The sequence below is a fragment of the Microcoleus sp. K5-D4 genome (assembly GCF_036704575.1).
In the GTDB taxonomy this organism is placed as follows: domain Bacteria; phylum Cyanobacteriota; class Cyanobacteriia; order Cyanobacteriales; family Microcoleaceae; genus Microcoleus.
Window position 1 is genome coordinate 1 of record NZ_JAUBSD010000017.1, and the last position, 19,382, is coordinate 19,382.

The following is a 19,382-nucleotide window of genomic DNA, read 5'->3' on the forward strand; positions in this document are numbered from 1 at the left end:
GTTAAGTGAGGCAAATCGAGAAACCTTTGTAGTTTTCTACGCCGACTTTCTGTTGTAATTGGATAGGGAAATACCCGCGAGAGCCGTTCTAATCTCACTTGTTTTTCTGATTGTATCAATGGTAGCAAGATTTCAATCAGTTTAAATTGAGCTGAACTGAGTTGTTTTTTTAAATGAATGAGGTAGAATGTTGGTATCATTATTTTTGAGATAGGCAAGCGTGTAACAATTATGCTGCCTATCTTTTTTTAGCACACATTGGCTCAATCCTTACAAAGGTATGGGTTTCAGGCTGGTTGTTACCCCCCCAGCAACAGTCAACAGTATTACAGTTGCAACCCCTTAAATGTGGAATAGCATAAACAACCTGCGACTGCTGTCGCCGTCAATACCAGCAATTGTCAAAATAATCTTGTTTTTCTCAACTTGGATTGTTGTGTGGCTTCCCGCAGCGATTGTGCTGGCGATCGCCCTCAAATGGCATCCGCCTCAACCCCTGGGAAACAAAAAACTACCTTTACTAGCTTCCCTCTACGTGATTGTCCCCTTCATTTTATGGGCGACAAGTTGGGTCGAAAACACGTCTTTTACTAACTGGGGTTGGGAATTGCAACCCGCAGTTTTGATGTCATTACTGCGGGGATTAGGATTAGGAATAATCAGCTTAGTAATTTTATTCGGTCTGCAATTAAGCGCAGGCTGGATCGAGCTAAAAATCGGGGAATTTTCCAGCGAGACAGGCGAAAAAAAAATTAATCCTTGGGCTTTAATTTTTAGCCCTGCTAGTCTGCTGACTCTGTTATTAGCACTGTGGATTAGCAGCACAGAAGAGTTAATCTTTCGCGGCTGCTTGCAAACAATCCTCCAGAAAGATTACTCAATGCTAATCACAGCAGCGATCGCCAGTTTCATTTTCGCGATCGCCCACCTAATTTGGGCCGCAAAAGAAACTCTACCGCAACTGCCAGGATTGTGGCTGATGGGGATGGTTTTAACATTAGCCCGCATCGCCGACAATGGTAGTTTGGGATTGGCGATCGGCATTCACGCAGCTTGGATTTGGGGTATAACTACCGTAGATACAGAAGGTGCAATTAATCCGACAGGCCGCGCACCAGAATGGATTACAGGAATAGCCGCGAAACCCCTAGCAGGTGCAGCCGGCATTTTATTGCTACTAGCAACCGCAACCTTACTCTTCCTGATTCAAATCAGCGTTAATCAGCCCTAATCAGCTTAAATCAGCGGTTAAAATTCAGACATTAATTCAAGTGTCGATCGATCGTCACAATCGAAACAGGCCGCAACGCATCAAAACGAGTTGAATTCCCCCCAGCCACAGAACGCGATAACTGCACTTGCACGATTCGATAACTCCAGTGCGGTTCCCGGCGCACCCGATCGCCCATCCAGCTCAAAACAGTAGCAATATCCTCAAAAGCATCCAACGCAAGCACGATCGAGCCTCCAGGGAGCAGCCGCAGCGCGCAAACACCCAAAATTTTAGTCAACCCTCCGCCACTGCCGCCAATAAAAATTCGGTGCGGAGGACGCAAGCGGTGCAAGATTTCCGGGGCGGTTCCGTGAATCGAGAACACATTTTGCAGCCCAAAACGGCCGTAGTTGAACTCGATGGCAGAAGTACCAGAAACCGTTTGTTCGATCGCGTACACCTCAGATTGCGGGAATAAACGAGCAATTTCGATCGACACAGAACCGTTACCAGCACCCACATCCCAGACAACTTGTCCCGGTTGCAAAGCCAATTGTGCCAACACCAACACCCGCACTTCCCGTTCCACCGTCAAACCCGGCTTGTCGCCACAACCGATAAAAGCTGCATCCGGTATTCCCAACAAAGGCAACTTTTCCAAATCCAAAGGTTCTGCCCTAGGCGGGGACTCCCGCAGCATCACAACCACGCTCAGCGGTGCAAAAGACTCTCCCAGCAAAGCTGACAGAGAACGGAGGCCCACGCGCTCCTGGGCAGAACCCAAATTTTCGCAAACCCAAAATTCGTAGCGTGTAGGCAAATCTAGAGCTTTGACCAAATTTGCCAAGGCCCCCGGAGTATGAGTTTCGTCGGCGAGCACCGCAATTTTCTCGACACCGAGTTTGAGTTTTGCCGTCAGTTCCTCAAAATAACGTCCTTGAGAACCCACAAAATGAGCGTCTTGCCAAGGGATTTGCAAGCGGTTAAAAGCCAACTGCACAGAACTGACGTGGGGGTGAAAAGTCAATTTTTCTGCCGGCAATTGGGCAATTAACAACTTTCCCCAGCCGTAGAACAGCGGGTCGCCGGCCACTAAAATTACGATCGGTCGATCGCGGGGTTCCACCGTCCCCGCAGAAGGCTCTAATTCGGGTTCACTCGCCCACCAGCGCCGAATTTCCAGAATTGCTTCGGTCAAATCTTCCAACGCCCAGCGCTCTCCGTCGTGCTGGGGAAAATAGCTCAAATGGCGCTCGCTCCCTATTAGCAGAGCGGCCATTTCTACAACCTGCCGCGCCGATTCGCTCAGCCCAGCAGATCCATCTAAACCGATACCAACAACGTGTACTGTCACTTTTTAAGCAAAAAGTAAAAAACCAGAATTACTGATTTTTCCTGGTTTTTCATAAATTTTTTCCTTGACTTTACTGTCAAACAAAAATAATTAAAGCATTTAATAGCCAATATCCTGACTATTGTCACAAGCGAGAGGGGGAGAGGGGGAGAGGGGGAGAGGCGGCGAGAGAGTGGGAGAGTGGGAGATGGGGAGAGTGGGAGATGGGAAAAAATCTTCCTTCTTCCTTCTTCCCTCTTCCCTCTTCCTTCTTGCTTCTTCCTTCTTCCCTCTTCCTTCTTCCTTCGTTAAAACTCAAAAACAGGCCATTCCGGTTGCCGGAGGTAGGTGGCCATGTCCTCAAACTTCCGCAGTTCCACTCGGTTTACGGACAGTTCTTGCGGCGTGTCCAGCCATTGCTCGTTTAACTCTGACAGCAAAGCGCACAAGCGATCGCGGTCAAGGTTCGGCCCGACATCCCCAAAATAAGCCAGAGTAATGTGGGCCGTAAAATGATATTGCTGTTCGATTCCCAAAGCCATTAAATCGGGATTTTGATAGATCGAGCGGCGAAACTCCAGAATTTGCTTGTAAGAGTTTTCGTCCGTCGGTGCCAAACAAACACCCACAGCTCTAGTCATCACCATCAACCCCAGCACTATCCAGCGAATGGGAGCGCCGCCCGCCAAGGGTTTGCAGGCGGCAAAACGATCGGCCATGCGCGAGCGCAGTTGCTCCTCAAATTCTGGATTTTTATCAGAGGCATCTCGAAAAGCGCTGTTCCAAATCAAATCGGCTACGGTTAAATGGAAGCTATCAGGAGGCAGTGCCACGAGCGCACCCTCCGCTATTTCCTGCAATAGCCGTTGTTGGCTCGAGTGCAAATTACTATAAAATGCAGCATTTTCTGCATCTTCCCCCGCAGGGGGCGTAATCACGGAATAACCTGGAAAAGGTACAGGATCTCTCCTGCCTGCTTCGTCGGGCTTAAATTTTGGAGATTCCTGAATGTGTTCCACCTGGGACTTGTAGGAGTCCAGCAGCGTCATTCGCGCCACCCGATTTACGTAAGCTTGATAAGTATCATCCAATCTTGATTTCCTCGCGGTGACAAACTCCCACACCAAATTTTATATTATGGTGCGGGCATCCAACAGTCCAATTCAGGATATGTTGGACTTGCAGAACCTGCAACTCTGATTTTTGGGCTACTGAGCGTTTTTCATGCAAATTTACCTGTTTTGGGGGGAAGACGACTTTGCGATCACGCAGGCTGTGACAAGTTTGCGGCAAACAGTCCTCGACCCCAACTGGGCTAGTTTTAACTATGACAAGATTATTGCCGATCGAGCCGACGCTGTGGTCGAAGGGCTCGATCGAGCCTTAACGCCGCCCTTCGGTACCGGCAGCCGTTTTGTCTGGCTGGCAAATACGACTGTAACGCAGCAGTGTTCTCCAGAACTGTTGGCCCAATTTGAACGGACGCTGCCAGTGATTCCCCCTACCACCGTGCTGCTGCTGACATCCCTCAAAAAACCCGACAGTCGGCTCAAGTCTACCAAGTTAATTTCCCAGTCCGCCCAAGTGCGGGAATTTTCACCGATTCCGCCTTGGAATGACAAAGAATTAGCCCAGCGGGTGCGTCAAGTCGCGGGCGAAATGAATGTAAAATTGACAGCCACAGCGATCGAACTTTTGGCCCAGTCCATTGGCAGCGATACCCGCCAGCTATACAGCGAACTCGAAAAATTGCTGCTGTTTGCGGGCAACCGCAGCCAACCTCTGAACCCGGAGGAAGTTGCAGCACTGGTGCACTGTCACGCCCAGAATACCTTCCAACTAGCCGATGCAATTCGCGAGGGCAATACCTCCGCGGCTTTAGATTTATTGGCCGGGTTAACTGGCCGCAGCGAGCCTGGTTTGAGGATTGTGGCTGGCTTGACTGGTAAATTTCGGATTTGGCTGTGGGTAAAGGCGATGATCCAAGCGGGCGATCGCGATGATAAAATTGCTCAAGCTCTAGATCTCGGCAATCCGAAACGAGTATACTATTTTCGTCAAGAAGTCAAGAACGCCAGCCTAGAAAAACTGCAAAAAAGTTTGCCTTTGCTGCTAGAGTTAGAAGCTTCTTTAAAGCGGGGGCGAGAAGAAATCTCAACCCTGCAAACCAAAGTTATAGAACTTTCTAGCTTGTTCCGCTGATGCGCGACAGGGCACAGGATCGGCCCCTTACTGTAAATTTTTACAACAAATTTCGATAGCGGGTATGTGCTTTATACCGGCTCACGGGCCAAAAGGTCAATAGATACTAGAAATACTCTCAGAATGGCAAAGTAGAAGTTAATGTGGTAAATAAATATTGTCCGCCGAATGCCGATCGGTTAATATTATTTGCCGGCTCTCCACCCCCCCCAAAAAAAGAGCGCTACCCATGACACAACAGAACCCGCGGGAACTGCTCAAGCAAGGCGATCCAAAAGCGATCGCATCTAGCATCAACCGTACACTCAAACCCAAAGGCATCAACGCCGATGTGACGCGGGACAACGGCTGCCTCCACATAATTCTGGAGGCAGACAAAGTACCGGATCAAATGGTATTGGTCGATTTCATCCGCACCGGCATGACGAAGCTGGGACTCGAATCAATTCACACTGTAAAGGTTTACGGGCGTCGAACAGGTGAGGGATCGCCTACGTGGGAAGATGAAATTGATCTGATGCCTGCGGATTCAATGCCTTACCCCTTGGATAGTGGAATGCCTGACGACTCTGTAGGTTTAGATGATGTCGAGCCCGAAGGCGAAGACTATTATCAAGAAGGAGAATTCGATCGAGATGACGACGAGGAAGACGAAGACGAAGATCAAGCCCCGCCTCCGAAAAAACAATTTCCCAAATGGGTAATACCTGTGGGTATCTTAGTACCTCTGGCGGCGATCGCAGGGCTTTTCTTTACTAAAACTTTCCCCTTCGGCGACTCGAACCCAGAACCCATCGCCCCCGAAGCTGCTTCCCCTTCCCCGAAACCCGCATCTCCCGCGTCTAAAGCCGCTGCATCCTCTCCAGCCGCATCTCCGGGCACCCCACAGGCAGCCTCCCCTGCACCAAAACCCGCTCCCACTGCTGCTGCGCCAGCAAGCCCAGCTCCAGCCTCTCCTGCACCAAAAGCCGCCGCGCCTAAGCCTGACTCTTGGAGAGAAGCCGTTAACACAGCTCAGAAAGCAGCAATTTCGGCCCAGAAGGCTCAGTCTCAAAATGAGTGGATCGCAGTAGCAAGCGAGTGGCAGCAAGCGGTTAAGCTCATGAGAGCCGTACCGTCAACCAGCCCGAACTATCAAAAGGCTCAGCAAAAAGCGGCAGAGTATCAGGCTAATCTGATTGTTGCCAACCGCAGGGCGGCAGCAGCGCCTTAAGAGTTTTGAGTTTTGAGTTTTGAGTTGAATACTCGATGTGCTAAAAGTCAAAAGTCAAAAGCCAAAAGTAAAAAAACTTATTTTTACTTTTGGCTTTCTTACTTTTGACTTTTTTCAATTTTATTTAAATTTCATTTAACTTTACCTATTGCTTTAACTCCAAAAGCTGTAATTCTTTTTCATTCAATCCTTTTTAAACCCATTCTAGTTTCATGTTTATCTCAAATCCCGTAGCATCGTCGGCCGTAAAATTCAGTCAACAATCACGCTGCAGCCGGAATTGATATAACTCATCTGCGTTAATCTGTGTTGATCTGCTGGTATCTGCGGTAAAAAAAAGATAATTTCAGCAAGCGGAGATAACAATGAATTGACGCTGATTCACGCAGAGGTCGAGAATAGAGAGCTGAATGATACCGAGGCTAACAGATTTGATATGACACCAGTATTTAAGCCGATCTTTTGCTAGCTTTGGGGTAGTCTACTCTAACAAGCCAGCTACTTTTCGGTTACTAAAACGTCTTGATACTTTTAATGTAGCTTTCAGCCGAGAGCCTAATGCTGGTGTAATATTTGATAGTTGAGGGATATTTGATAGTTCTCTTAAGTCAATAGTCCGGACAGTTTTTATATGGCCCAATGGCTTATTCTCGCTTGACTTCGCAGCCCCTGTGGATAATTAAATCAATGTCACCTCCACCCCTGATGCGGCATTTAATTCGACTTTATTTATGATCCTTGCACTGTAAAGCTTGTAGTCTCGTTCCCCAAACAGTCGTGAGTATTGAAATTCAAGAAAGTGAAATTATTCCGAGTAATTGTTTCCACCAACAAGACGGAATATGTCGCGACTAAGGACTTAACTCAGTCAGACACAAATGACGTACAAAAAGTGTGTGCTATTCGTTGGAAAATTGTAGAAGGCAACCAAGAAATCAAGCAATTAACAGGAATATAGTCTTGTCAGTGTCGGAAAGCTCGGATTCAAAGAAATCATATTGCTTACACTTTACTTGTATGGTTAAGGCTTAAAAGTTTAGCTGCTCGGACAGGTCGAACAATATATCAAATCAAAAATTGGCTGTTATCAAATTATTTAATTGAACAACTGAAACGCCCCCAGATTCCGATGTTTATTGTCTAAAAAATATGACAATAAACTGAGAGAAGTTTTGATTCAAAAAGCTGACACCCGACTCGTACGGTTGGTTGATGAGTGCCCTACCGAGGACGGCACTCATCAACTAACCAAGGGCAAAGTTTGGAACTTTTGGAAAGGCTATCGAAGCATTTGTGACAGTTGCGTAAGTCCTGCCCATAAGAAAATTTACTCTTTGTGGAACGGGCATCTTGCCCGTTCTTAACAATAATTCAAGCAGAACTGCCACTAACTCCATTAATTACCGCAGCACCAATCAAATGAGCTAAACGCAAAGCTTCAGGAACTTTCCCAGTGTCTGTCAAACGCTGAAGCACCAGCGCAATTACTTCCGGCTTTTCGCCGCAAACTTGAAAAAAGAAAGGTTCAAAAGCGTGAATTTTCCCGGCGCGGCGCAACAATTCTAAACGGTATTCCGAGTCTGGTAAATGGCGGAGGGCTTTTTCAACAGCATCTAAATCTGGTTGGCGGCGCATGACAGCAACGCAAGGAATTTGCAGGCGCGATGCTAACTCCGGAAGGTCAATAATATTGAAGCCGCCGAAAGCAATTCCGTCTAGCAAAACGAGATGCAATTGCGGCAGAAATTTGCCTCCGAGAAGTAGACCAGAAATAGCATCCGTGGCATCTAATCCGTCTGGGAGGACTTGTCCCCACACCATTCCTTCAAATCGAGTTCCCCCGCAGACTATGCCCGCGATCGACACCAGACTGCCGCTTGTCCGAGAAAACGGAGCGTCGTCAAAGCCAATAACCTTAATTGTGCGATCGAGCCTGAGCAAATCTGCCAGTTTCAACTTGTGGAGTTCCCTAAACTAAAGTTTTTGAGATTAGCTTGTGTTTTACATAGTATCATATACGTTAAATAGCTCATTACTAAAAAGGTTTTAGACAATTGGCAAAAAAATACGTAGCAGCGATCGACCAAGGAACCACCAGCACCAGATTTATCATATTCGATCGCCAGGGACAGATAATTTGCAGCAACCAACAAGAACACCAGCAAATTTATCCGCAACCCGGATGGGTTGAACACAATCCCGATGAAATTTGGCAGCGCACCCAAAGCGTGATTAAAAAGGCCCTTGAAATCGGCAATATCGACCCCAAAGATATTGCAGCACTCGGTATTACCAACCAGCGCGAAACTACAATTGTTTGGAACAGAAAAACGGGCAAATCTTATGGAAATGCGATTGTTTGGCAAGATACTCGCACTCACCAAATTTGCGAAAAATTAGCGGAGTTTGAGGGCAAAAATCGATTTCAAAAACGATGCGGTTTGCCGCTGGCAACTTATTTCAGCGGGCCGAAAATTAAGTGGATGCTGGACAATATTCCAGGATTGCGCGAAGCGGCAAATCGAGGCGATGCGATTTTTGGCAATGTCGATACTTTTCTGATTTGGCACCTGACTGGCGGCGTGCACATTACCGATGTTACCAACGCCAGCCGCACGATGCTGATGGATTTGCAAACCCTCGATTGGGATGCGGAAACTTTGGAAATAATGGCAATTCCCCGCCAGATGCTGCCAGAAATTCGCCCTTCGAGTCAAGTTTTTGGAACTGCAAAAGGATTGCTTGCAGGTGTTCCGATTGCTGCTGCTTTGGGCGATCAGCAGGCCGCCCTCGTCGGGCAAACTTGTTTCAGTCTGGGGGAGGCGAAAAATACTTACGGTACGGGCTGTTTTATGCTGCTGAATACTGGTGAGACGATCGTCCCTTCAAAGCAAGGATTACTAACAACAGTCGCCTACAAGATGGGGGAATCGCCCGCTGTGTATGCTTTGGAAGGCAGTATTGCGATCGCCGGAGCTTTAGTGCAGTGGTTGCGGGACAATTTGGGCATCATCAACACATCTGCAGAAGTAGAAACATTAGCAAATACAGTCGAAGATAGTGGGGGAGTTTACGTTGTCCCGGCATTTTCGGGACTCTACGCACCCTATTGGAAAGACAGCGCGCGGGGAGTAATTGCAGGTTTAACTCGCTACGTGACTAAGGCACACATTGCCCGCGCAGTATTGGAAGCGACAGCGTGGCAAACGCGGGAAATATTGGACGCTATGAATCAGGATTCAGCAGTGCAGCTTTTGTCTTTAAAAGTAGACGGAGGAATGGTGGTAAATCACACGCTGATGCAGTTTCAAAGCGATGTTTTGGGAGTGCCTGTGGTGCGGCCTGTGGTAGCAGAAACTACTGCACTCGGTGCGGCTTATGCGGCGGGTTTGGCGGTGGGTTTTTGGAGTCAGCTAGCCGAATTGCGCGACAATTGGGCGGTGGATTGTACTTGGGAGCCGAAAATGCCGATCGCACTTCGCGAGCAAAAATATCGCTTTTGGAAAAAAGCAGTTTCCCGCACATTCGATTGGGAAGAATAAATCGCTGAGTTAACCCCAAAATCCGTATTTAGTGATATCCTTAAATCCAGCACATTTTTTCAAATTGCAAATAAATGATTTCGCTAAAGAACTTAAAAAAATTTCTCACCGCCTTTGTATTGATACTGGCACTGGCATTTGTAGAAATCGCTGCTAATTCCCAAATGGCGATCGCAGATACAACTACAAATCCCACAACCGCAGCCGAAATTTTTAGCGCCAACTGTGCAGGCTGTCACATCAACGGCAGCAACATTATCAGGCGCGGCAAAAACTTGAAACAAAAAGCATTAAAAAAATACGGCATGGATTCCATCGCCAACATTTCCAACTTAGTAACCAACGGCAAAGGTATTATGCCAGCTTACAAAAATCGTTTGTCGGAACAACAAATTATCGATGTTTCAGCTTATGTGCTATCCCAAGCTGAAACTGATTGGAAATAAAGCCGATTAGGGAGATTGTCTGAGCAGGTTTAGCGCTTAAATTGGTCATCCATGAATAATATTCATACAAAACCTGCCTGCTTTTTCTCTCCTATTATTCATCCTTTAATAATCTCAACACAAAACTTGTCATTTTTTCTTATTTCTGATAAAAAAGTGTAAATTATCGGAGGTATTGCCAGGTGAAAAAACATTATTGTTGGCGTAGAACTTTAACTATTATTAGCTTGTGCTTGTATCTAATATTAGCTAGCAGCCCGCCCGCTTTCGCGTCGATTCATAAATATCCAGAAACTGCCGAGACAGTAATGTTCCGATCCGTACAAAGCCTGCGTGATACAGATGATAAAGCATGGCAAGTTGTTTTGTACAAGCGAGTCAAGTCGGGAGTAGTAAAGTCTTTAAATCTGAGATTAGTAGGATTTCCCGGAACAGAATTGCAGCACCCGGTTCCGCTGAAAGTTGCTGCGGGCAAGCGCGAAATTGGCAATGCTAATGATATTTGGAACGAGTCTGGTTTGCCAATTAATGTCGGAGAATACGATTTTAAATCAATAATTACACAAGTGGAAAGTAATCGACCTTTGCGGTTGAATTTGCCCGTAAAAAATCAAAAAGAAACAGAATTGCTGGTTCCTCCTTTTGCTGTCAGAGAATGGCGGCTGTTGTTAGACAGAAACTAAATATATAGCGGTTCTCAAGCGTGGTGAGGTATGCCCTATACTTCGACTTCGCTTAGCACAAGTGCCCGTCAGCCCTATATTTCGACTTCGCTCAGCACAAGTGCCCGTCAGCCCTATGCACGTCGGGTACCTCGTTTTACTGAGAAAGGCTATACAAATTTAATCGCACTCTACAGTTAAAATCGAGGCAATTTCCCATGTCACAAATCGCTATGTTTAAATATGCCTTAAGGTAGATTTAACGTATTTGAAGAATAATGTTATCGGACAAAAACTAAAGATACCAATTTAATCGCACTCTACATTTAAAATCGCTACAGTTTCATCGATGTATCAAAAATAACTTTATTTACATAGATCTTAAGGTAGATTTAACCAATTTGAAGGGTAATTATGAAACAAACTAAAAGCTGAGTTAGTCGGTTGACAAAACTTCAGTGTTTTAACGTAGGTGTATTCAGGGTGAAGCTACTATGACTTTAATCAGTAAAATTGTCCGAAAAGCTTTGGCAACAGGTTACTTAACGGTTGAGGCCGAAGAACAGTTGCGACAGCAGTTGCAGATGACTAAGTACGGCTTAGAAGATTTTGAGGCTTTTATTAATTTGCAAAAAGAGGTGATGGAGGGTAGGGTGAAACAGCAAGCTTTGGAATTGTTACGATCGCGCAAATGTTCTGCGACGGCTTAAATCCAGTTCGATCGACCTTTTGGATAAAACAAGGTCGATCGACCTTCGTATGTCGATCGGTCGATCGGGCCCGGACTAGGAGGGCCCACCCCCAAGAAAATTCACTCTTTGTGGAACAGGCCCGAAAGCCTGTTCATAAAAATGATACGCCAAGCCGGGAAAAATGTTTCTACTGCATTCCTAGCTGTCGCCTTAACGCTTCTGGAACATTAACGGCTGTATCCAAACCTCGAACATTCTCCCAGCTTGTATTTTCATCCCATTCGATATATCCAAAAGTGCGATCGCGGAGGTTTGCGCGGCTGAGGTTTGCGTCGCTGAGGTTTGCGCCGCTGAGGTATGCGCCGCTGAGGTCTGCGCCGCTGAGGTTTGCGCGGCTGAGGTTTGCGTCGCTGAGGTCTGCGCCGCTGAGGTATGCGCCGCTGAGGTTTGCGCGGCTGAGGTCTGCGCGGCTGAGGTCTGCGCCGATGAGGTATGCGGCGCTGAGGTATGCGGCGCTGAGGTTTGCGCGGCTGAGGTTTGCGTTGGTGAGGTCTGCGGCGCTGAGGTTTGCGCGGCTGAGGTTTGCGCGGCTGAGGTTTGCGCCGCTGAGGTCTGCGCTGGTGAGGTCTGCGCCGCTGAGGTCTGCATCAATGAGGTATGCGTCGCTGAGTTCTGCGCCGTTGAGGTTTGCGCCACTGAGTTTTGCGCCACTGAGTTTTGCGCCACTGAGTTTTGCGCCACTGAGTTCTGCGCCGCTGAGGTGTGCGCCACTGAGGAAGCTCCCAACTGTGTGGAGAAAGCCAAAATACCCAACACAACAGCTATAACCGATGATACGCAACAACCGAATTTCATCGTCAAGTTTACCTTCAGCATTCGGTTTCCCACAAGGATAAAACACCATTTTGTCTTTAAATTCATCTCTCTGCTCACCGTAACGGTGCAACTCCAACAGCAAAATCATCACATTTAAACCAGCATAAACATCTATTTGTCGCTGCCCCAATTTGTGATTTTTCAATTGTTTTTCCAGCAGCTTCATCTTCTTCTGAGGCAAACTTTCCGATGACACATCAATAAATTCCCCCTCGCACCACCGCTGATAAAAATATTCCAGACGCTGGAATAACTCCACAGGGCGAAACTGATTTTCCTCGCCTGGATCAGCCGGAGTTGTTAACAACCCCATCAAATATTCCACAATTTCTTCTGTCAGCGGCCCATAACCCAACAAATCATAAATCTCCCAGTCCATCTGAGAGTCTTGAGTATTAAATTCTGTACCTTTCTTTCTCGGTTTCGTCGTCCACTCTTCCAGACTTTTTTTCAATCGTTCCGCACACAGAAATTCACCAAAACTCTTGTGTACAAACTCCACAGAACCTTCTTGACTGCCTTTCTGAAGATAAAAAACCGCCAAAGCATTACTCAGAGGATTATCGTCACTCCGTTCTCGTGCTTTTTCAAGTAATGATCTAGCCCAGTCATGTGGTTTCAATCGTTCCTCAATCATCGCTACAGGAGCGCATTCCCCTCCCGACTGCACCACGCACAACCCTGCTTCTGTCAGGATGAGCCGCAACTTCTCTGTTTCCAGTCCTGTTAAATCTTGATTGAGGCTCTTATTGAATTTGTCAGACCGCTGTTTTGTGAGTACCCAATTCACAGCTTTGTTGTAAATTAAAATTTTTGCTTGAGTGCTGTTAGTTCCTTGAAAATCCTCAACTTTCAACTCTCCATCTCGGTGCATCGCTGCTAACAGATAAAGCAATAGCGGTTCTCGCGCCAAGTCTGATTTCACCTGTTCAGGACATCGTTCGTGTTGCAAAAACTGCTGAAAAGCTGAAGTTGTTTCCGCCCCAAATTGTGCTTCCCACTTGCTCAACCACTGCTGCTGTAGTTTGTCATCCATCACCTGAATTTCGACTCGCTCTAGGTTGTCCGGCATTTGCCTTTCAATCCCTTGCAAAGCTAAAGTTCTGCCAGTAATCAAAACCCGGTGTCCCATTTCCGAACTCTCCTCGCAGCCCTGCTGAAATTTTCCTACTTGCTTGAGAAATTGCTCTAAACCGCCGCTGCTTCTCCCCTGCATCAGCAACTCGTCAAAGCCATCCAAGAAAAACAAATATCGCGTGTTTGTATCTGTCAACCAGCCTTTATCGCTAACAAAATCAGCATTAACTGATTCTTTTAGCGTTTCTCGAAAACTCTTTTGCAATGTAAGAGTAGGAATATCTCGCAATCGAATTAACACGGGCGTCCAAACTGGATGAAAATGTTGTCGCACCCAGTCAGCAAACATACGACAAAAAACGCTTTTTCCGCGTCCGGGTCCAGCTTCGACGAAAATCACCTGATTTGGTTTTTTTTCATCCTCAAGCAAATTTTTTGCCCAAGTTTCTAAATCGAAATCTTCTGCATCATTTATGAGCTTGCCATTTGCATCAATTGGCTTTGCTTTCAGAGGCACGTAGATATCTTTGACTGAAAATTTTTCTTTAAATACCGGTTCTAGCGGTAGAGAGGAAATCTGTTCTTGCAGGTAGTTATCAATGCTGTGATATTTCTCCTGTTCCTCCCGCCATTCGGTGATAGAAGGCTGTCCAAGATGTTTCATGGCATCGCCGCAAGCTGCCCAAGCTTTGATTAAATAGCGGTGAGTATTAGCAGCAACTCTCTTTGTCAAAATATGAGCTTCATCGGCATTTAGTCCGGCTTGTTGTAGCCGTTCTGATAGCACTAGGTTAAATTCCTCGGCTAACATCGAATCGCAGAAGCAAATAACAGTTTCATCGGCTGCTTTATCGCTCAATTCTAAATCAGCCAATTTCTTAAGCAACTGCTTGACTCCCTCGGAAACCGGAGTTTGCCCGATGCGATTTAACAGAGTCTCGTCTTGTCCAAGAAACTCCTTAAAACTTTCCAGGTAAGCCTCCTGACTGACGAGGAAAATGCACTCAGCTAAAGTCGGCTGCTGTTGAGTTTTTTCAATAAAAAACGCCAGCAGTTTCGCCGCCATCCCGACAAATGGCAATCCAGTTCCCACAACTTGAGCTAAGGGAGAGTTCAAAACCTCTAGCAGCAAGTTGCTATTGTCCAGCCCTTGTTCTTTGAACATTTTTGCCAATTCGGCGGCTGTTTTCCCAGCTTCTCCGATTCCCTCCGCTGCTTCGGCGGAACACAGTTCTTTGATATCAGTATTTAAGAATTTCCAGATGCGATTTGCCATTTTTACCTGCCCTGTTTCAGAAGAGAGAAGCTGAGAAAATCTACATTTAACTCTCTAAGCATTCCGTAGTTCGTCGCCACAAATCTGTTCTCAAACTAACAATTAGAAAAGATTAAGTTTATTTTACCTTGACAAAACTACAACGATCCGCAATAATAGTAGATTGTCTGTCTAAATCCGGCTCGGATCAGGTTAAGACATTCCAAAAGCTGGAGAGCAGTCAGCAGTCAAAAGTCCACAACGACCAATGACCAATGACTCATCAGCTACCTGTACGGCAATTTCAACCACCATCCCATGACTTACGCAATCATTGAAACCGGCGGCAAACAATTTCGGGTAGAACCAGGCCGCTTCTACGACATCGAACTGCTTCACGTTGAAGCTGAATCCAAAGTCACCATAGACAAAGTATTTCTGATCCAGCACGAAGGCGAGGTTCATATCGGCCAGCCTCTACTAGAAAATGCCACTGTAGAAGGAACGGTTCTACGGCATTTCCGGGGCCGCAAAGTCCTCGTCTACAAGATGAAGCCGAAAAAGAAAACTCGGAAGAAAAAAGGGCACCGTCAAGAAACAACTCGCTTTATGATTGACTCGATTAGCGTCAACGGTACAGTCTTAGCCGCCAGAGACTTAACTGCAGCAGTTGTGGAAACTCCCCAAACCGCCGAAACTGATTCAGAATAAAACATAGTAAATACAGTTGAGGATATTATGGCCCACAAGAAAGGTACAGGCAGTACACGTAACGGACGCGACTCTAATTCTCAGCGTCTGGGTGTCAAAAAGTACGGCGGTCAAGTTGTCAAAGCTGGCAACATTTTGATCCGTCAGCGCGGCACTAAAGTTCACCCCGGTAATAATGTTGGTATCGGCAGAGATGATACTCTGTTTGCTATGATTGACGGTGTAGTGACTTTTGAAAGAAAAGGCAAAACTCGCAAGAAAGTCAGCATTTATCCTGTTGTAGCAGCACCTGTGGCTGAACCCGTGGCTGAAGCTGTCGCTGTTTAATTGCGATATTTTGCGGCGTTGCTTAAGTTTCTTTTGTTTGTCTCAAAGTCTAGATCCCCCCTAGCCCCCCTTAATAAGGGGGGGACAAGATTTTTCTCAAAGTCCCTGTTAATTAACGGGGATTTAGGGCAAGATTTTTCTCAAAGTCCCTGTTAATTAACGGGATTTAGGGAGACAAGATTCTCCTCAAAGTCCCCCTTCTTAAGGGGGATTTAGGGGGATCTAGACTTGACGGCAAGCGACATTCCTAGGTTCTGCCAATTGGTGAAAATTTAAGGCTTAATTTATCACCCATTTATGCCTAGCCTCCTCCGACAATTGTGACAACTTCTAAGATGTCGCCCTCTTGCATCTGTGTAGTTTCCCAAAATTGTTTGTGCAGAATTTCCCCGTTGTACTCTACAGCCACCAAGCGCGGGTTTAATCCCAATTGTTCTAGTAATTTTGGTAACGGTGTGTCGATCGCGCAATTGCGGGTTTCTCCGTTAACTTGCAGCGCAATTTGATTTATCATAAGTAAAATATCTGTTTTCAGGGCGGGTTTGGTAACAAAATTATATTTGATGCACACATTTCCTGCTCTAAACCCGCCCTACAAATCCCCAATCAACCTAGCTTTTTCCGTGCAAAGCTTTCTGAGCTTTCAGATTCTGCATCCGAATCAACTGCGAGATGAAAAACTGCGTGACTAAAGTAGGCTGTTCTGCTTCCATAATCGCCCGTACTGCGGCAACCCTTTGAGCTCCAGCATTCAATACTTCATCAAGGTTGTTGATATCAATTCCGCCGATCGCAAACCACGGAATTGGCGACTTATCAGCAGCATACCGCACATAGTCCAAACCCGCCGCCTGTTTATCAGGTTTAGTAGGAGTGTGGTAAACCGGCCCAACTCCAATGTAGTCGGCTCCCTCTTCAATAGCTCGCTGCATTTCCTCGCCATTCGTAGTAGAACGACCGATGATCCGTCCCGGGCCGAGCAACTTGCGCGCTTCCGCCACAGGCCAATCTCCCTGCCCTAAGTGTACGCCGTCAGCATCCGCTGCGATCGCCAAATCCACGCGATCGTTCACAATCAGCAAAGCATCGTAGCGGTGACAAAGTTCGCAAAGCTGGCGCGCATTAGCCAGCTTTACCCCGTCGTCTGAGCTTTTGTCGCGGTACTGCACCAAAGTCAGTCCGCCTTGCAAAGCAGCTTCCACGACTCCCATCAAGTTGTCTCTGGGCGAAGTTACAAGGTATAACTGCGATCGAAGTAACTGCTGGTAGCGCCGGTAAGCCAGCAAATTGCTTTCGAGAGTATAAACCCGATAGCGCATCTGCTTAAAAGCCGCACCCATATTCGGATCGTAAATTTTGCCATACTCTTCGAGTACCCGCAGAGCTTCTTCCACCCTACAGAAATTCGCTTCCAGTAGCTGCTGAATGCTCGAACGCTGCTCTTCCTGCGGGTGAGTCAACTCCGTACCCGGATCGGCAGGTGTATCCCTAGCACTTCGCAATTCTGCAACGTGCCAAGCAGCCAATTCTTGACGCAGTTGCTTGCACTCGCCAGCTAAATCGGCGTTGTTGAGACCAAACCTGCACCATTCTTCAATAATTCTCAACCCTTCGCGCGATCGATCTAAATTTGCATCTAAAATCCGGCAGAGGGCTGGCTGTGCCGGTAAAGTTCTGTTTTGTTTGTCGGTCATTCAGAACCACCCTAATTATAATTAATCTTACCAATCAGCCCGCTACATTCTCCCACGCCGTCAAGATCGTGGCAAAGCAGGCGGCTTAATTTTGGCATAAACCAATGTAAATTCGACAATAATTTTTTAAGTTTTATTGAATTTGATGAAAACAAAGCATAATAGATCAAACTTGATGAGAGTGGAATCGTTAAACTGCATACCACACTTCGGAGGAGAGCCGTGAGGTTAGCAGAACAACACAAAAGATTAACAGAAGAAAACCCCAGCAGGCGGGTGAAATCAAAGTTCGATCGCGAAAACCCGACACCGAACTCGGGAAGCGGAACTCGGACCGCAAATCAGTGGGGTTTATTTATGCTCCTAAATTCTCAATATAGCGAGTGCAAAGAAAAGCGATCGCAAAAATCTTGTTTGAGTTCTTGCCTTCTGCTCGTTTTTGCGATGACCGCCCTTTGCAACCCCCAACCGTCAGTTATCGCTGCCGGGATACCGGGAGTGCAGCTACTTTCTCAGACCCTAGAGAGCGAGATTAACATACTGTACGTCAGCTCCACAGGCGGCAGCGACACGGGGGGCAACGGCAGCGATCGAGCTCCCTTTAAAACCCTTACCTACGCCTTAAGCGTGGCCCCGCCCAAAACAGCGATTTTGCTAGCGCCCGGTACTTACAGCGAGCAAACCGGCGAAAAATTTCCATTAATGCTCAGGCCCAGCGTGACTGTTCAGGGAAATCCCAACACTCGCGGTCAGAATATTGTCATCAAAGGCGGAGGATACTTTATCAGTCCGACTTCGGCGGGTCAAAATATTGCGATTTTAGGCGCAGACGGGGCGGGACTCAGCGGGGTGACGGTGACGAATACCAACTATCGCGGTTACGCTTTGTGGATCGAATCGAGTTCTCCAACGGTTGTTAACAATACTTTTTCTGGGAGCACTCACGACGGCATTTCGGTAGTGGGTACTTCCAGGCCGACAATTGGCGGGAATGTTTTCTCGAAAAATGGAGCTAACGGCATTACTATTTTTGGCAGTTCCCAGCCGGAAGTTCGAGATAATGTGTTTGAAAACACGGGATTTGGGGTGAATGTAGCGCAGAACGCTTCGCCTCTGCTGATCGGTAACAAAATTACTCGCAATAAAGATGGCGTGGTGGTGCAAGCTAATGCTAGACCTGTGCTGCGTAACAATTATATCGAGAGTAATCGCCGGGACGGAATTGTGGCGATCGCGAGTTCTCTGCCGGATTTGGGAACTGCCGCCGAACCGGGGGGCAATGTCATTCGCAACAACGGTCAGTACGATGTCAACAATGCGGCTAAAGGTCAAGTAATCCCAGCATACGGCAATCAATTGTTGAGCAGCCGGACGACGGGCTCGGTTGATGTGGCGGGAACTTTTACGCCGCCGCCAATGGGGGGAAGTGCTTTGCATCTAAGGGCCGATCGACCTCCCAGCATCGGTGGTCCAGACACTTCTCTCCCGGCTTACACTCCCGGGCGGCTAAGCCCCAGATTAGAAAGAGCGCCACTTCCCCCGCCTGCGCCAGTTTCCAGGCGACCAGTGCAAACTCGACCCGTACAGCCAAGCGCTGAGTTGCAGCAAGAACTTTCTCCCAGGAATGCCGCTGCTTCATCGGTAGTCCCAGGGGCGATCGCAATTCCTGTTCCCGATCCGAATTTTCGATCGGTTTCGGAAAGTTCGGTACAGCAACCAATGATTCCTCCCAATTTTGATAGTTCGAGTTCGGTTTCTTCCGAGGGTAGATTGCCCGTTCCGGCCCGCAACATTCCTATCGGAAGGGGTGGCTATGTACCTGCACCTTTAGGGGGGAATTCTTTGCCCGATGCCGAGGATAATTCGCCGTCATTCGATCGAGCCAGAGCTTTGGGTTTCCGGTATCGAGTTGTGGTGGATACCGACAGTTGGCGCGATCGAGAAAAAATGCAATCCCTCGTTCCCGATGCTTTTCGCTCTTTTTCCAGCGGGCGATCGGTGATGCAAGCCGGTGCTTTTCGGGAACGCGAAAAAGCTGAGGAATTGGTACAAATGCTCAGTGCTAATGGTTTGAATGCTCGAATTGAAGAGATTAAATAGTTATTGGAAATTGGGCATTGGCCAAACAGGGCATTGGGG

16 protein-coding genes and 1 pseudogene are annotated in these 19,382 nt (G+C 47.1%); 11 read left to right on the forward strand and 6 right to left on the reverse strand.

Going from position 1 to position 19,382, the window contains the following annotated elements:
- The first annotated feature begins 346 nt into the window (after positions 1-346).
- Positions 347-1,231 (forward strand): type II CAAX endopeptidase family protein, encoded by an 885-nt coding sequence (locus tag QUA77_RS07735; RefSeq protein ID WP_333449754.1) that lies wholly within the window; start codon positions 347-349, stop codon positions 1,229-1,231.
- A 31-nt stretch (positions 1,232-1,262) separates the two neighbouring features.
- On the opposite strand, the gene cbiE is transcribed toward QUA77_RS07735, so the two are convergent.
- Complete coding sequence (gene cbiE / locus QUA77_RS07740) at positions 1,263-2,567, reverse strand: precorrin-6y C5,15-methyltransferase (decarboxylating) subunit CbiE (RefSeq protein ID WP_333449755.1); 1,305 nt, start codon at positions 2,565-2,567, stop codon at positions 1,263-1,265.
- Positions 2,568-2,854: 287 nt separating this feature from the next.
- Complete coding sequence (locus tag QUA77_RS07745) at positions 2,855-3,595, reverse strand: DUF1868 domain-containing protein (RefSeq protein ID WP_333063966.1); 741 nt, start codon at positions 3,593-3,595, stop codon at positions 2,855-2,857.
- 175 nt (positions 3,596-3,770) lie between these two features.
- Between QUA77_RS07745 and holA the strand changes: the two genes are divergently transcribed.
- From holA to QUA77_RS07760, 3 genes and pseudogenes are all read left to right on the forward strand, one after another.
- Positions 3,771-4,748, forward strand: a complete 978-nt coding sequence (gene holA / locus QUA77_RS07750) for a DNA polymerase III subunit delta (protein WP_333449756.1) — start codon at positions 3,771-3,773, stop codon at positions 4,746-4,748.
- A gap of 229 nt (positions 4,749-4,977) precedes the next feature.
- On the forward strand, positions 4,978-5,961 hold the full coding sequence (locus QUA77_RS07755) for a hypothetical protein (RefSeq protein ID WP_333449757.1): 984 nt from the start codon (positions 4,978-4,980) through the stop codon (positions 5,959-5,961).
- 787 nt (positions 5,962-6,748) lie between these two features.
- Positions 6,749-7,105: pseudogene (locus QUA77_RS07760) on the forward strand (IS701-like element ISPlag1 family transposase); the annotation flags it as partial.
- 227 nt (positions 7,106-7,332) lie between these two features.
- On the opposite strand, the gene QUA77_RS07765 reads toward QUA77_RS07760, so the two are convergent.
- On the reverse strand, positions 7,333-7,917 hold the full coding sequence (locus tag QUA77_RS07765; protein ID WP_333449758.1) for an endonuclease dU: 585 nt from the start codon (positions 7,915-7,917) through the stop codon (positions 7,333-7,335).
- A gap of 98 nt (positions 7,918-8,015) precedes the next feature.
- Here QUA77_RS07765 and glpK point away from each other — a divergent pair, with 98 nt between their 5' ends.
- The 4 genes from glpK to QUA77_RS07785 all read left to right on the forward strand — a co-directional run bounded on the left by glpK (position 8,016) and on the right by QUA77_RS07785 (position 11,321).
- Positions 8,016-9,503: a glycerol kinase GlpK gene (glpK, locus tag QUA77_RS07770; protein WP_333449759.1), complete on the forward strand. Its 1,488-nt coding sequence runs from the start codon at positions 8,016-8,018 to the stop codon at positions 9,501-9,503.
- Positions 9,504-9,577: 74 nt separating this feature from the next.
- Positions 9,578-9,949 (forward strand): c-type cytochrome, encoded by a 372-nt coding sequence (locus QUA77_RS07775; protein ID WP_333449760.1) that lies wholly within the window; start codon positions 9,578-9,580, stop codon positions 9,947-9,949.
- Positions 9,950-10,131: 182 nt separating this feature from the next.
- Entirely contained in the window at positions 10,132-10,632 is a 501-nt protein-coding gene (locus QUA77_RS07780; protein WP_333449761.1) for a DUF3122 domain-containing protein, read from the forward strand.
- A gap of 473 nt (positions 10,633-11,105) precedes the next feature.
- On the forward strand, positions 11,106-11,321 hold the full coding sequence (locus tag QUA77_RS07785) for a hypothetical protein (protein ID WP_015176895.1): 216 nt from the start codon (positions 11,106-11,108) through the stop codon (positions 11,319-11,321).
- 169 nt (positions 11,322-11,490) lie between these two features.
- Here the strand turns inward: QUA77_RS07785 and QUA77_RS07790 are convergent, their stop codons facing one another.
- The gene (locus tag QUA77_RS07790) at positions 11,491-14,532 is read right to left on the reverse strand and encodes a pentapeptide repeat-containing protein (RefSeq protein ID WP_333449762.1); all 3,042 of its coding nucleotides are present in this window, start codon (positions 14,530-14,532) and stop codon (positions 11,491-11,493) included.
- A gap of 297 nt (positions 14,533-14,829) precedes the next feature.
- Here QUA77_RS07790 and rplU point away from each other — a divergent pair, with 297 nt between their 5' ends.
- Together rplU and rpmA are read left to right on the forward strand one after the other, a co-directional pair.
- Positions 14,830-15,222 (forward strand): 50S ribosomal protein L21, encoded by a 393-nt coding sequence (rplU, locus tag QUA77_RS07795; protein WP_172190164.1) that lies wholly within the window; start codon positions 14,830-14,832, stop codon positions 15,220-15,222.
- Between the two features lie 27 nt (positions 15,223-15,249).
- Positions 15,250-15,549 carry a 50S ribosomal protein L27 gene (rpmA, locus tag QUA77_RS07800; protein ID WP_190738131.1) on the forward strand — a complete coding sequence of 100 codons (300 nt, stop codon included), beginning with the start codon at positions 15,250-15,252 and terminating at the stop codon, positions 15,547-15,549.
- A 301-nt stretch (positions 15,550-15,850) separates the two neighbouring features.
- On the opposite strand, the gene thiS is transcribed toward rpmA, so the two are convergent.
- Entirely contained in the window at positions 15,851-16,063 is a 213-nt protein-coding gene (gene thiS, locus QUA77_RS07805) for a sulfur carrier protein ThiS (protein ID WP_015176890.1), read from the reverse strand.
- Positions 16,064-16,160: 97 nt separating this feature from the next.
- Positions 16,161-17,243, reverse strand: a complete 1,083-nt coding sequence (locus QUA77_RS07810) for a thiamine phosphate synthase (protein ID WP_333449763.1) — start codon at positions 17,241-17,243, stop codon at positions 16,161-16,163.
- Between the two features lie 222 nt (positions 17,244-17,465).
- Here QUA77_RS07810 and QUA77_RS07815 point away from each other — a divergent pair, with 222 nt between their 5' ends.
- A complete protein-coding gene (locus QUA77_RS07815; RefSeq protein ID WP_333449764.1) occupies positions 17,466-19,343 on the forward strand; it encodes a DUF1565 domain-containing protein in 1,878 nt (625 codons plus the stop codon).
- Positions 19,344-19,382 lie beyond the last annotated feature (39 nt).